General features: G+C 75.9%; 13 protein-coding genes. 5 read left to right on the plus strand and 8 right to left on the minus strand.

Annotated elements, in window-relative coordinates; genetic code table 11:
* Positions 1-2: 2 nt before the first annotated feature.
* Positions 3-2624, minus strand: coding sequence for a SpoIIE family protein phosphatase (locus TEK04_RS19920; RefSeq protein ID WP_336406112.1), 2622 nt, complete (start codon positions 2622-2624; stop codon positions 3-5).
* A 178-nt stretch (positions 2625-2802) separates the two neighbouring features.
* Here TEK04_RS19920 and TEK04_RS19925 point away from each other — a divergent pair, with 178 nt between their 5' ends.
* Positions 2803-2988 (plus strand): hypothetical protein, encoded by a 186-nt coding sequence (locus tag TEK04_RS19925; protein WP_336406113.1) that lies wholly within the window; start codon positions 2803-2805, stop codon positions 2986-2988.
* Between the two features lie 10 nt (positions 2989-2998).
* On the opposite strand, the gene TEK04_RS19930 is transcribed toward TEK04_RS19925, so the two are convergent.
* Together TEK04_RS19930 and TEK04_RS19935 are read right to left on the minus strand one after the other, a co-directional pair.
* Positions 2999-3280 carry a hypothetical protein gene (locus tag TEK04_RS19930; protein WP_336406114.1) on the minus strand — a complete coding sequence of 94 codons (282 nt, stop codon included), beginning with the start codon at positions 3278-3280 and terminating at the stop codon, positions 2999-3001.
* A gap of 171 nt (positions 3281-3451) precedes the next feature.
* Entirely contained in the window at positions 3452-5362 is a 1911-nt protein-coding gene (locus tag TEK04_RS19935) for a heavy metal translocating P-type ATPase (RefSeq protein ID WP_336406115.1), read from the minus strand.
* 73 nt (positions 5363-5435) lie between these two features.
* Between TEK04_RS19935 and TEK04_RS19940 the strand changes: the two genes are divergently transcribed.
* Genes TEK04_RS19940 through TEK04_RS19950 form a run of 3 tightly spaced genes read left to right on the plus strand, consistent with a single transcriptional unit; the run spans position 5436 to position 8021 of the window.
* A complete protein-coding gene (locus TEK04_RS19940; protein ID WP_336406116.1) occupies positions 5436-5999 on the plus strand; it encodes a nucleotidyltransferase family protein in 564 nt (187 codons plus the stop codon).
* A gap of 10 nt (positions 6000-6009) precedes the next feature.
* Entirely contained in the window at positions 6010-6420 is a 411-nt protein-coding gene (locus TEK04_RS19945; RefSeq protein WP_336406117.1) for a molybdenum cofactor biosynthesis protein MoaE, read from the plus strand.
* Between the two features lie 29 nt (positions 6421-6449).
* Entirely contained in the window at positions 6450-8021 is a 1572-nt protein-coding gene (locus tag TEK04_RS19950) for a SpoIIE family protein phosphatase (protein WP_336406118.1), read from the plus strand.
* Between the two features lie 21 nt (positions 8022-8042).
* Here the strand turns inward: TEK04_RS19950 and TEK04_RS19955 are convergent, their stop codons facing one another.
* The 5 genes from TEK04_RS19955 to moaA form a co-directional block, all read right to left on the minus strand.
* Positions 8043-8258 carry a hypothetical protein gene (locus tag TEK04_RS19955; protein WP_336406119.1) on the minus strand — a complete coding sequence of 72 codons (216 nt, stop codon included), beginning with the start codon at positions 8256-8258 and terminating at the stop codon, positions 8043-8045.
* A 13-nt stretch (positions 8259-8271) separates the two neighbouring features.
* Complete coding sequence (locus tag TEK04_RS19960) at positions 8272-9297, minus strand: hemolysin family protein (protein ID WP_336406120.1); 1026 nt, start codon at positions 9295-9297, stop codon at positions 8272-8274.
* Positions 9294-10676 carry a hemolysin family protein gene (locus tag TEK04_RS19965; RefSeq protein WP_336406121.1) on the minus strand — a complete coding sequence of 461 codons (1383 nt, stop codon included), beginning with the start codon at positions 10674-10676 and terminating at the stop codon, positions 9294-9296. Before TEK04_RS19965 ends, TEK04_RS19960 begins: the two co-directional genes overlap by 4 nt.
* Positions 10677-10756: 80 nt before the next feature.
* The gene (locus tag TEK04_RS19970) at positions 10757-10999 is read right to left on the minus strand and encodes a MoaD/ThiS family protein (protein WP_336406122.1); all 243 of its coding nucleotides are present in this window, start codon (positions 10997-10999) and stop codon (positions 10757-10759) included.
* 2 nt (positions 11000-11001) lie between these two features.
* A complete protein-coding gene (gene moaA / locus TEK04_RS19975; protein ID WP_336406123.1) occupies positions 11002-12054 on the minus strand; it encodes a GTP 3',8-cyclase MoaA in 1053 nt (350 codons plus the stop codon).
* 281 nt (positions 12055-12335) lie between these two features.
* Here moaA and TEK04_RS19980 point away from each other — a divergent pair.
* A partial coding sequence (locus TEK04_RS19980) for an MFS transporter (protein ID WP_336406124.1) occupies positions 12336-13531 on the plus strand: 1196 nt, incomplete at its 3' end.

Consider the following 13531-nt stretch of genomic DNA (forward strand, 5'->3'; position numbering starts at 1 on the left):
GCTCAGGGGGTGATGTCCATCAGGGCGTCGGCGCCCATGACCTCCAGCGGGCGCCGGGCCGGCCGGCTGGGCGAGACCAGCCGGAGGCGCTCGGGGGACGCGGCGGCCAGCCGGAGCAGGAACGCGATGCCGGCGCTGCCCAGGAAGGTCACCTGGGCGGCGTCGACCGCGCTGACCCGGTGCGGTCCGGGGTGGGCCGCCTGCCACGCCGTGACCAGCGCGTAGTCGATGTCGCCGACGAGGGTCAGCGTGCCGTCGTCGACCGTGATGGTGCCCGTGTCGATCTGGGACAGGTCGGGCAGGTCGTCGGCGGGGCGGGGTGCCATGGGGTCGTCGTGCCTCTCGTCGCCGGTGGCGGGGGGTGGTGGGGTGGGTCGGTCGCCGAGCTGGATGACCAGGACGGCGATGTCGTCGAGGTGCTCGACGACCATGCCGTCGACGGCGCGGCAGACGCCGTCGGCGTCCATCCCCACGGGCAGCGACCGCAGCAGGCCGGTGAGCCGCTCGATGCCGGCGTCGATGTCCCGCTCGGGCCCGCCCTCGGGCGGGGGCTGCTCGACCAGGCCGTCGGTGTAGAGGACCAGCTGGCTGCCGACGGGCAGGGTACGGGTGGTGGACCTGCGGGGCTGCGGGGTGAACCCGGTGCCCAGCAGCAGGTCGTGGTCGTCGCAGAAGGTCTCGACCTCGCCGGCGGGCCCGCGCACCAGCACCGGGGGGTGGCCGGCGTTGCCGCACTCGACCGTCCACCCCTCGCCGGGCGCGGCGGGCCGGGAGGCACGCATCAGGGCCACGGTGGCCAGCACGGGCAGCTCGAGGACGTCGAGCAGGCGGTCGACCCTGGTCAGCACGGCCGGCGGTGCGGGGGCGTCCTGGGCCCAGGCCTCGCTGCGGATCAGCCCACGCAGCTGGCCCATCGCCGAGGCCGCGGTGATGTCGTGGCCGACCACGTCGCCCACCACGATGCCGACGGCGTCACCGGGCAGCGGGAGCAGGTCGTAGAAGTCGCCGCCGACCGCCGAGGTCGCGGTGGCGGCGGTGTAGTGCGCGGCGGCCCGGATGCCGGGCAGGTCGGGCAGGTCGGGCAGGAGGGCGTGCTGCAGCGCCTCGGCGACCGAGGCCTCGCGGGTGTAGCTGCGGGCGTTGTCCAGCGCCTGCCCGGCCCGGCGGCCCAGGTCGCGGGCCACGTCGAGGTCGTCGCGGGTGAAGCCGTGCGGCTCCCGGCGCACCAGCACGAGCACACCCCAGGTGCGGTCGGCGGCGGTCAGCGGCATGGCCAGCAGCGAGCCGAGGCCGAGGTCGTCGAGGGTGGTGGAGCCCAGGCCGCGGGCGAAGGGACGACGCTCGTCGTCGGTCAGCTCGTCGACGATGACCGGCTGCCCGGTGCGCAGCGCGACGCCGGCGGGCATGTCCGGGGGCAGTGCGCGACCGAGGTACTGGCGGGTCACCTCGGCGGTCTGCTCGGCCGCGGCGGCGCCGTCGCGGTGCTCCACGACCAGGGCGTTGACCACCCCGTGGTCGTCCACCCCGGCGATGGAGACCCAGTCGCCCAGCAGCGGCACGCACAACCGGGCCAACCGGTGCTGCAGCTCCTCGGCGTCGAGGCTGCCGGTGAGCTCGGTGGTGGCCCCGGCCAGCAGGGCCAGCCGGGCCCGGGCGGCCTCCGCGGCGGCCTGCGCGTCCTCGGCGGCGTGCCGGGCGGCGCGCTCGGCGGTGAGGGCGGCGTCGCGCTCGGCGTCGGCCACGACGCGCGCGGTGACGTCGGACTGGACGCCGACGAACGCCACCAGCTGGCCCGCGCCGTCGCGCACCGGCGAGATGGACAGGTGGTTCCAGAAGGCGGTGCCGTCGGCGCGGTAGTTCAGCAGCGTGACCGTGCTCGACCGGCCGGCGGTGAGGTCCTCGACGATGGTGGCGACGGCGGCGGGGTCGGTCGCCGGACCCTGCAGGAACCGGCAGTTGCGGCCGACGGCGTCCTCGGCGGCGTACCCGGTGACGCGCGAGAAGGCGGGGTTGACCCAGACCAGCGGGTTGTCCGGCCGGCGCGGGTCGGAGATGGCGAAGCAGATGTCGGTGGCGACCACGGCCCGGTCGCGCAGCGCCTGCAGGAGCTGCTGCGGGTCGCTGCCGGCCGCCGGCTGCTCGAGGGGCAGGAACACCAGCAGCGACAGCGACGGGTCGCCGGCCCCCGGCCCGAGCGGGAACCCGGTGGCCCACACGACCGGGCCCAGGTCGCCCACCTCGCGGCCGTCGGCCCGGGCGGACTCGGCGGTACCCCCGATGCGCACCGGCTCCCCGGCGACGGGCTCGCCGGCCGCGACCCGGGAGAGCGGTTCACCACCCGCGGCCAGCGGGGCGCCGTCGAGGTCGGTGACGCCGGCGGCCTCGGACCAGCGGTCGATGGCCACCGGCAGCCCGACGTCGCCGGCGAGGTCGAGGGCGGCGCTGTTGGCGTAGGTGACCTGGCCCGAGGCCCGGTCGATGAGCAGGACGGCGACCGGTGAGTCGCCCAGGACGCGAGGGAGGCCGTCGGCGACGAGGCCCCCCGGCTCGGCCAGGACCTGCTCGGCCGCCTCCACGACGGCCTCCTGCAGCGCCTCGCCGCGCTGGACGTCACCAGGTTGCACCCGACGTACTGTAGGAGGCCTGCGCGCGTCCCACCTGTCCGGGCCCCCGGCGCGCGGCCGGGGCCGGTCCGGGGCAGGATTCCAGGTACGGCGCCCACCGAGCGCGGGGCCGCGCGTTCCGGTCCGCGCGCTCCAGTCGGCGGGCGGTCCTGTCCCTGCTCGTCCCGGAGGTCCTCCCGTGCCCAGAGTCATCCACCAGGGCGGGCCCCGCCACGGGCAGGTCGACGACATCGCCGCCGAGGAGCTGCGCGGCGCACTGGTGTACGACGGCCCCCGGTGGCTGGGTGTCTACCGGCCCGCCGACCCGCCGCGGGTCCACCCGACCGCGGCCGGCGACGCGCAGGTCTGGGTCGTCGTCGAGTAGCCGCCCGGGGTCAGCGCACGCGCGCGGGCACGCCCTCGTCGGCCAGGGCCGCCTCGAGCGTCTCCAGCACGACCTCGTGCTCGGGGTGCGCGGGGTCCGGGGCGAGCAGGTGGGTGCGGAAGGCGTCGAGGTCGAGGGTGCCGCCCAGCGTGAGGTGCTCGACCCACAGCAGCTGCAGCGAAACCGGCAGCAGCGACACGGCCTCGGCCGGGGTGATCAGCTGCGGGGTCGGCACCGCGACGACGGCGGCCAGGCGCATCGGGGCGAGGTCGACGGGCAGGGGTGCGGACACCTGGGCTCCCGGGGTCGGGGTCGGTCGGTGGTCTGAACCTAGGCCGGTCCGTGACGGGCAACCAGGTCGTATCCAGCCAGTGTCGCGGGCCCGTCATGGCGACATCTGGTGCAAGACCGTTCCGGAACGAAATTCGAGCGGTTCCGGTGGTCCGATCGCCCGTGCCGTCTGTCAGGGTCGCCACGCGCGACGGCGCAGCAGCCGGAGGCCGTTGAGGGCGACCAGGACGGTGGACCCCTCGTGCCCGGCGACGCCCAGCGGCAGCGGCAGGTGCCCGACCAGGTCCCAGCTCACCAGCGCCAGGACGACCGAGCCGGCCACCACCAGGTTCTGCACCACGAGCCGCCGGGCACGCCGGGACAGCCCGACGAGGGCGGGCAGGGTGGCCAGGTCGTCGCGGACGACGACGACGTCGGCGCTGGAGACGGTGAGGTCGGAACCGACCCCGCCCATGGCGACGCCGACGTCGGCCGCGGCCAGGGCGGGCGCGTCGTTGACGCCGTCGCCGACCACCAGCACCCGGTGCCCCCGGGCCTGCAGCTCGCGCACGGCCGCCACCTTGTCCTCGGGCAGGAGGCCGGCCCGGACGTCGGTGATGCCGAGCTCAGCGGCCAGGGCGCCGGCGGCCCGCTCCTCGTCCCCGGTCAGCAGCAGCGGTGACCGGCCCAGTGCGTCGCGGAGGGCGGCGACGGTGGCCGCGGCCGAGGGGCGCACGCGGTCGGCCAGGGCCAGCCACCCGGCGGGGACGCCATCCACGGTGACGGCCACGACCGTGCGACCCCGCTGCCGCTCGTCCGGGGCCAGGTCGGGGTCGGCCGCACCGACGGCGACCGTGCGTCCGTCGACGAGGCCCCGCACGCCACGCCCGACGGCGGCCCGGAAACCGGTCACCGGCGACGTCGGCAGCCCGCGTGCGTGGGCCGCGGCGACCACGGCCCGGCCCACCGGGTGCTCGCTGGGCGCCTCGACGGAGGCGGCCAGGGCCAGCAGCTCGTCCCCGGTCCACCCGGCGACGGGCCCGACCGCGACCACGGTCGGGGTGCCGTCGGTCAGCGTGCCGGTCTTGTCGACGACGACGGCGGTGACGCTGCCCAGGCCCTCCATCGCCACGGCCGAGGTGACCAGCACGCCCTGCCGGCCGGCGGTCGCGATCGCCGAGAGCAGCGGCGGCATGGTGGCCAGCACGAGCGCGCACGGCGAGGCCACGATCATGAACGTCATCGCCCGCAGCAGCGCGTCCTGCAGGTCGGCGCCCAGCAGCAGCGGGACGGTGAACACGGCCAGCGTGGCGACGACCACGCCCACCGAGTAACGCTGCTCGACCTTCTCGATGAACAGCTGGGTGCCGGCCTTCGTCGCCGACGCCTGCTCGACCAGCGCGCCGATGCGGGCGACCACGCTGCCGTGCGCGGCGGTGCCGACCCGCACGGTCAGCGAGCCGGTGCCGTTCGCGGTGCCGGCGAACACCTCGTCGCCGGGGTGCTTGTCCACCGGCAGCGGCTCGCCGGTGATCGAGGCCTGGTCGACCTCCGACGCGCCGTCGACCACCGTGCCGTCGGCGGGCAGCCGGTCGCCGGGGCGGACCAGCACGACATCGCCGACCTGCAGGTCGGCCGCGGCGACCCGCGTCTCCCGGCCGTCGTCGAGCCGGCACGCCTGTTCGGGGGCGAGGTCGGTCAGCGACCGGACGGCGTCGCGCGTGCGGCGGGTGGCGAAGGCCTCGAGGGCGCCCGACGTCGCGAAGATGACGATGAGCAGGGCGGCGTCGGCGACCTGCCCGATGGCCACCGCGCCGGCGGCCGCGACCACCATGAGCAGGTCGACGTCGAGCGTGCGCTCCCGCAGGGCCTGCAGGCCGGCCGCCGCCGGCTCCCAGCCGCCGGCGGCGCAGCAGGCCAGGTAGGCCGTCCACCACAGCGGAGCCGGGGTGCCGGCCAGGTGCAGCGCGACGCCGAGGGCGAACAGGCCCAGGGACAGGGTCGCCCAGCGGACCTCCGGCAGCGTCAGCGCCGTCCGCACGGTGGCCGACACCCGGGCCGGGGTCGAGGTGCGGGCGGGCCGGTCGAGCACGGGAGCCGTCACGGAGGTGAACGTACCTGCGCATGCGTGAAGATGCGCAGGCGGCCGAGCGAGGACCGGGTGGCAGGGTGGGCTCGTGTCGGTCGCCGCGCTCGTCCTTGCCGCCGGGGGCGGCTCCCGCTACGGCATGCCCAAGGCGCTGGCCCCGCTGCCGGACGGCGAGCTGTTCGTCGAGCGCGCCGTGCGGACGGCGCGGACGGCCTGCGACCCGGTGCTGGTGGTGCTGGGCGCCGCCATGGTCGAGGTCTGGCAGCGGGCCGACCTCGCCGGCGCCACCGTCGTCGGCAACCGCGACTGGGAGACCGGCATGGCGTCCTCGCTGCGCACCGGCATCGCGGGCCTGCAGTCCCTCGGCGCGGGCATCGAGGCCGCCGCGGTGCTGCTGGTCGACGTCCCGGGCACCACGCCCGAGGTGCTGGCCCACCTGCTGCCGCACGCCGCCCCCGACGCCCTGGTCGTGCCCGTCTACGACGGCGTCCCGGGCCACCCGGTGCTCCTCGGGCGGGACCACTGGGCCGGGGTGGCCGAGTCGGCGACCGGCGACGAGGGCGCCCGCGCCTACCTGCGCAGCCACCCGACCACCGAGGTCGACTGCACGGGCCTGGCCGACCCCACCGACCACGACACCCCGCGCGGGTAGCGTCGCCGGGGTGATCGCCCTCATCAGCGACCAGCCCCTCGACGTCGCCGCGCACGAGGCCGACGTCGCCCACCCGGCCGCCGGCGCGACGGTGAGCTTCGCCGGGGTGGTGCGCGACCACGACGGCGGGCGGTCGGTCGTGGAGCTGGAGTACGTCGGCCACCCCACCGCGCAGGCGCTGGTGGCGGAGATCGCCGCGGAGTTCGCCGCCCGGCCCGAGGTGCACGCGGTGGCCATCAGCCACCGGGTCGGTCTGCTGGCGATCGGCGACGTCGCGCTGGCCTGCGCGGTCTCGGCCAGCCACCGCGGTCAGGCCTTCACCGCCTGCGCCGAGCTGGTCGACGAGGTCAAGGCCCGGTTGCCCATCTGGAAACGCCAGGTGTTCGCCGACGGCGCCGACGAATGGGTGGCCTGCCCCTAAGCTGGCGCACAGCTGAGGGGGTCGGGGTGGTGTCAGAGGCCGGCACGAGCGTGCTCGAGGGCATGCCCATGGGTTTCCTGCAGCTGTCCGCCGACTGGTCGGTCACCTACGTCAACGAGGCCGCCGAGCGCATGTTCGGCCGCCCCCGGGCCGACCTGCTCGGCCGCAACGCATGGCAGGCGTTCCCCGGCAACGAGGAGAGCGTGTTCGGCCGCACCTACCGCCAGGTGGCCGAGACCCGCGAACCCCAGGTGGTCGAGGGGTTCTCGCCCGTGCTCGCGGCCTGGTTCGAGGCGCGCACGGTGCCGGCCCCCGGCGGCGGCATCAACATCTTCTTCACCGACACCACCGCCCGGCACCGGGCCCAGGAGCGGCTCGCGGTGCTCGCCCGGGTCGGCGCCGAGGTGGCCGGCTCCCCCGACGCGGTGCAGAGCATGGGGCGCATCCCCCGGCTGCTGGTGCCGGTGCTGGCCGACTGGGCGGTGGTCACGGTGCTGGAGGACGACGGCCGGCCGGTCGACGTCGGCTGCTGGCACGCCGACCCCGAGCTGCGCCCGTCGCTGACCCGCTACAGCGAGCTGCGGCTGGGCGAGCTGCCGGCGACGGCGCCGCTGATCCGGTCGATGCACACCCAGGAGCCCACCCCGGTCACCGCCGAGGAGGTGTACGACAGCCTGCTCCCCGGCGAGGCCCGCGACCTGCAGCGCAGGCTGGCCACCGGTCCGGGCTTCTACCTGCCGCTGCTGGGGCGCGGGCGCACCCTAGGAGTGATCACGCTGTGGTGGTCAGCGGGCCGGTCCCCGGACCCCGACGACCTGGCCGCCGCCCGCGAGGCCGCCGACCGCATCGGTCTGGCGCTGGACAACGGCCGGCTCTACCGCCAACAGGCCGCGCTGGCCGAGGAGCTGCAGCGCAGCCTGCTCACCCAGCCCTTCCAGCCCGCCGGCGCCCACGTCACCGTGCGGTACACCCCGGCCGCCGAGGCCGCCCGGGTGGGCGGCGACTGGTACGACGCGTTCCGCTCGCCGAGCGGGGCGATGACGCTGGTGATCGGCGACGTCGTCGGGCACGACACCGCAGCGGCCGCCGCGATGGGCCAGCTGCGCGGGCTGCTGCGCGGCATCGCCACCTACTCCGACGCCGGCCCCGGCGAGGTGCTGCGGGGGCTCGACGCCGCGATGGCCCAGCTGGAGCTCACCACGTTGGCCACGGCCGCCGTCGCCCGGCTCGTCGAGGTACCGGGGGGCACCCGGATGGTCTGGGCCAGCGCCGGGCACCTGGCACCGGTCGTCGTCCACCCCGACGGCACGCTCGGCGAACCCGGCCGGTGGCAGGGCGACCTGCTGCTGGGGGTCGACGAGCTGGTGGGCCGCGAGGAGCACGTGGTCGACCTGCCGCCGGGGTCGACCGTGCTGATGTTCACCGACGGGCTGGTCGAGCGGCGGCACGAGGACCTCGACGCCGGGTTGGCCCGGCTGCGCGCCGTGGTGGCCGACCTGGCCGACCGGTCCCTCGACGAGCTGTGCGACGAGGTGGTGCAGCGGCTGGTCGACGGCCGCCCCGAGGACGACGTCGCCCTGGTCGCCGTCCGGCTCGGCTGAGCCGGCGGCCGCCGGTCGGGCTCAGCGGGCGCCGGCGCGCCCGTCGTCGTCCTCGTCCGCCCGGTCCGCCCCACCCTCCAGGGCCTGCTCCTCGGCCTCGGCCTCCAACCGCCGGGCCTCACCGGCGGCCTCGGCCGCCGGGTCGCCGTGGGACTCCCCGTAGACCTCGGTGGCCCGGCCCAGCAGCTCCTCGGCCTTGGCCTTGCCCTTCTGCACAGCCTTGTCGAACGCGCTCATCGCCGCTCTCCCCTCATCGGTGCACGCCGTCCCTGATCTCGCCGACCAGCTCCTCCAGGATGTCCTCCAGCGCCACGACACCCACCACCCGGCCCGCGTCGACCACCCCGGCCAGCTGGGCCCGGCCGGCCTGCATGGTCTGCAGGGTGCTGCGCAGGTCGGCGGCCGCCTCCACGCGGGGCAGCGGCCGCACGATGTCGGCCACCCGGACGTCGGGCTCGCCCTCGGCCACCAGCACGTCCTTCACGTGGACGTACCCGGTCAGCTCCCCGCCGGTCACCACCGGGAAGCGGGAGAAGCCCGTGCTGGCGGCCAGCTGCTCCACCACCAGCGAGTCGTCGTCGGGGCCGAGCACCGTGAGCTCGGCGCGGGGGATGAGGACGGTGCGGGTGTCGCGGTCCTCCAGCGTCAGCGCGCCGGTGAGCAGGTCGTGGTCGGCGGCGTCGAGCAGCCCGCCGGCCCGCGACTCGTCGAGCAGCCCCGCGACCTCGTCCCGGGTGAAGGAGCTGGCCACCTCGTCCTTGGGCTCCACGCCCACCGACCGCAGCACGGCGTTGGCGACGGCGTTCATGAGCAGCAGGAACGGCTTGAGCACCGTCACGACCACCCGCAGCGGCGGGGCCAGGGCCAGGGCGGCGCGGTCGGGGCCGGCCAGCGCCAGGTTCTTGGGCACCATCTCGCCGATGACCACGTGCAGCGCGACCACCACGGCCAGCGCGATGGCGAACGAGATCGGGTAGACCGCCGCCTCGGGCACCCGCAACGCCTCGAAGGCCGGCTCCAGCAGGTGGGCGACCGCGGGCTCGCCGATGGCGCCCAGGCCCAGCGAGCAGACGGTGATGCCCAGCTGGGCGCCGGCCATCATCAGGGAGACCTGCTCCATCGCGCCCAGCGTCGTGCGGGCCCGCCGCGACCCGGCCTCGGCCAGCGGCTCGATGGCCGAGCGGCGGGCCGAGATCAGGGCGAACTCGGCACCCACGAAGAACGCGTTCAGGCCCAGCAGCACGACCGCGACGACCACGCCCACCCAGTCGCTCACGACGGCACCTCCTCGGCGGCGGCGGGCGGGATCTCCCCGACCAGCACCCGGTCGACCCGGCTGCCCTCCAGCGCGGCGACCTCCAGCCAGACGCCGCCCAGGCCGGTCTCGTCGTCGACGTCGTCGGCGAGCTCCGGGGGCAGCTCGCGAATGACCTCCACGCGGTCGCCCACCTCGGGGATGCGCCCCAACTGCCGCAGCACCAGGCCGCCCACGGTCTCGTAGCTGTGGTCCTCGGGCACCTGCAGCCCGGTGCCCTCGCGCACCTCGTCGGGCCGGAGCAGACCGCTGACCGACCAGGTGCCCCCGCCGAGGTCGGTCAGCCCGGGGACCTCGGGCTCGTCGTGCTCGTCGGCCACCTCGCCCACCAGCTCCTCGACCAGGTCCTCCACGGTGGCCACGCCGTCGGTGCCGCCGTACTCGTCGACCAGGACGGCCATCTGCAAGCTGCTCTGGCGCAGGTCGGTGAGCAGGTCGTCCAGCCGGCGGCTGGTGGGTACGTACAGGGCCGGGACCATGACCTCGGCCACGGTCACCGCCCCCCGGTCACCGCGCGGGACGGTGAGGGCGTGTTTCACGTGGACCAGCCCGACGACGTCGTCCACCCCCTCGCCGGTGACCGGGAACCGGGAGTGCCCGGACTCGCGGGCCCGGTCCAGCACGTCGGCGACCGGGGCCGCGGCGTCCACCGTCGTCATCTGCAGGCGGCGGGTGGCGACGTCGGAGGCGCGCAGCTCGCCGAAGGCCAACCCGCGGGTGAGCAGCTGGGCGGTGGCGGCCTCGAGCGTGCCCTGGCTGCCCGACCGGCGGACCAGCGAGGTCAGCTCCTCGGCCGACCGCGCCGAGGCCAGCTCCTCCTGCGGCTCGATCGAGAACACCCGCCGCAGGATGGCGTTGGCCCAGCCGTTCAGCAGCCGGATGACGGCCGCGGTCGCCTTGGTGAACGCGCGCTGGAAACCCGACACCGCGCGGGCGGTGCGCAGCGGCTCGGACAACGCGATGTTCTTGGGCACCAGCTCGCCGAACACAATGGTCAGTGCCGTGGCCAGCACCAGTGCGAGCGTGATGGACACCGACCGCGCCGCGGCCTCACCCAGGCCGGCGGCGCCCAGCGGACCCCGCAGCAGGGCCGCGATGGAGGGCTCGGCCACGAACCCGACGGCCAGGTTGGTGACGGTGATGCCCAGCTGGGCGCCGGAGAGCTGGGTCGACAGGGTCCGCAGCGCGGCGAGCACGCCCTCGGAGCCCTTGTCGCCCTCGGCCGCGCGCCGCTCCACGGTGGCGCGGTCGACGGTCACCAGGGAGAACTCGAAGGCCACGAAGCCGGCGCAGGCCGCGACCATGGCCAGGCCGACCAGGACGAGCAACCACTCGATCACGGCTGCCCGGTCCCCTCGGGTGCGGTGCGGGAAACGCGGTGGACGGGTCTGTGAGGCAGGGAGCTCACGGGGTGGGTGGATCAGCCTCCGGCGAAGGGGGGCAGCACATCGACGACCGCCCCGGTCGGGAGCATCAACGAGCGGTCCCGGGTCGAGGTTCCGTCGACCAGGAAGGAGCACGCGGTCAGCACGCGCTCCAGCTCCGCACCGTGGTCGTCCACGATCTGCCCCACCAGCTCGGCCAGCGTGGTGGCGTCGCGCACCTCGGTGTCGGTGCCCACGGCAGCCCGGGCGCCGGCGAAGTAGCGGACGGTGACCGCCACGCTCAGCCCCCGATCGCGGACATCGGACGGCTGGGCTGCAGGAACGAGGGGTCGTCGATGCCGTGCCCGGGGAGCTTGGTCAGCGTGGCGATGCGCCAGCGGTCGGCCAGCTCCTGGTCGCTGGCGCCCTCGCGCAGCGCCGTCCGGAGGTCGGACTCCTCGCGGGCGAACAGGCAGTTGCGGATCTGGCCGTCGGCGGTGAGCCGGGTGCGGTCGCAGGCGCCGCAGAAGCTGCGGGTGACCGAGGCGATGACGCCGACGGTGAGGTCGGTGCCGTCGACCAGCCAGCGCTCGGCCGGGGCCGCGCCCCGCTCCTCGACGTCGGGCACGAGGGTGTGGGCGGCGGTGAGCTTGGCCAGGATGTCCTCGGCGGTGACCATCTCGCCGCGGGTCCACGCCTGGTGGGCGTCCAGCGGCATCTGCTCGATGAACCGCAGCTCGTAGCCGTGCTCGAGGCAGTACTCCAGCAGCGGGACGGCGTCGTCCTCGTTGATGCCGCGCAGCAGGACGGCGTTGACCTTCACCGGCGTCAGGCCGGCGTCCTTGGCGGCCTTGAGGCCGGCGAGCACGTCGGCGAGCCGGTCGCGGTGCGTGAGCTGCCGGAACCGGTCGCGGTCGAGGGTGTCCAGGCTGACGTTGAGCCGGTCCAGGCCGGCCGCGGCCAGCGCGGGCGCCATGCGCGACAGGCCGATGGCGTTGGTGGTCAGGCTGACCTCGGGGCGCGGGGTGAGCGCGGTGGTGGCCGCGACGATGCCGGTGAGGCCCGGGCGCAGCAGCGGCTCGCCGCCGGTGAACCGGACCTCCTCGATGCCCAGGTGCTCGACGCCGATGCGCACCAGCCGCACGACCTCGTCGTCGGTGAGCTGCTCGACCTTGGGCAGCCACTGCAGGCCCTCCGGCGGCATGCAGTAGGTGCAGCGCAGGTTGCAGCGGTCGGTCAGCGACACCCGCAGGTCGGTCGCGGTGCGGCCGTGCCGGTCGACCAGGCCGCCGCTGCCCGGCGTCGGCGCGGGCGCGCGCACGACGGGGTCGGGGAGCGGGCTCGACGTCGTCACCTCCCCGACTGTAGAGCGGCGCGGCACGCCGGCCGCAGGGTGCGTGCGCCCGGTCACACCCGCTCCCGCAGCTGCGGACCGCAGGTGTCGGATCCGCCGCGCGAGCGGGTTGCAGAGCGTTGCGCCCCCCGCCCTCGGTGGTGGCCGGTCCGGGGTGCCGCGTGTGGTCGGGGTACGAGCCCGTGCCGGGCCGCCCCGGTCGTTAGCATCGGCAACGCCACCCGGGAACACGGCAGGCCCCCCTGTCTCCGCCTGTGGCCAGAGAGTCGAGATCGATCCGCGTGGTCAACCCGTTCGCGCCGTACGGCCGCATCTTCGCCGTCCCCGGCGCCCGTTCCTTCTCCTTCGCCGGCTGGCTGGCCCGCGTCCCGATGTCGAGCATGGGGCTCGGCTCGGTGCTCATGGTCGCCGGCGAGACCGGCAGCTACGGCCTGGCCGGTGCGGTCTCGGGCACCCTCGCGCTGGCCTTCGCCGCGGGCAGCCCGCAGTGGGCCCGCGGCATGGACCGCCTCGGCCAGGGCCGGGTGCTGACCTGGTCGGCGACCGTCTACCTGCTGCTCGGCGTCTCCTTCACCGCGGCGGTCGTGGGCGGCGCCCCGCTGTGGTCGTGGTTCGTGCTGGCCGCGCTCGCCGGGGCGTCGGCGGCCAACGTGGGGTCCGCCGTCCGGGCCCGGTGGGCGCACGCGCTGCCCGAGGCCGGCGCGCGGCAGACCGCCTTCGCCTTCGAGTCGGTGGTCGACGAGGTCGTGTTCGTCGTCGGCCCGCCGACGATCACCTTCCTGGCCGCCCTGATCGCGCCGCCGGCGGGGTTCTTGGTCGGGCTGCTGGTGGGCGTCTCTGGGTCGGTCTGGCTCGCCCGGCAGACCGCCACCCAGCCGCCCGTGCACGCCCGCACCCGCGGGGCGGTGCGGGCGGGGACGTCGGTGCTGAGCCCCACGCTGCTCGTCGTGGCGGTCGCCTACCTCGCCGTGGGCGTCGTGTTCGGCGCGATGGACGTCGTGGTCGTGGGGTTCGCCCAGGAGCAGGGGCAGCCGGTGATGGCGGGGGTGGCGCTGGCCGCCTACGCCGGGGGCAGCCTGGTCTCCGGGCTGGCCTACGGCATCGTGCGGCTGCCGGGCACGCTGCTCGGCCGCTTCGTCGGGTGCGGGCTGCTGTTCGGCGTCGCGACCCAGACCCTCCTGCTGGTCGGGTCGCTGCCCTGGTTGGTGGTCGCGGTGTTCCTGGCCGGGCTGACCATCGCGCCGGTGCTGGTGTCGGGGATGTCCCTGGTGGAGTCGCGGGTGGCCCGGACGGCCTTGAACGAGGGCCTCACCTGGACCTCGACCGGCCTCACCCTCGGCGTCACCGCGGGGGCGGCCCTGGCCGGCGCGGCCGTCGACGCGTGGGGTGCCGAGGGCGCCTTCCTGGTGCCGTGCCTGGGCGCGGCGCTGGCCGGGCTGCTCGCCCTCGGCGGCGGCCTGCTCGTCCGCGGCCCGGC

Origin of the sequence: Klenkia sesuvii (assembly GCF_037083825.1) — a bacterium.
Taxonomy (GTDB): Bacteria; Actinomycetota; Actinomycetes; order Mycobacteriales; family Geodermatophilaceae; genus Klenkia; species Klenkia sesuvii.

Excerpts from the sequence above, each read along its gene's own strand:
- TEK04_RS19955 (WP_336406119.1), bottom strand. The coding sequence starts at position 8,258 with ATGAGCGCGTTCGACAAGGCTGTGCAGAAGGGCAAGGCCAAGGCCGAG.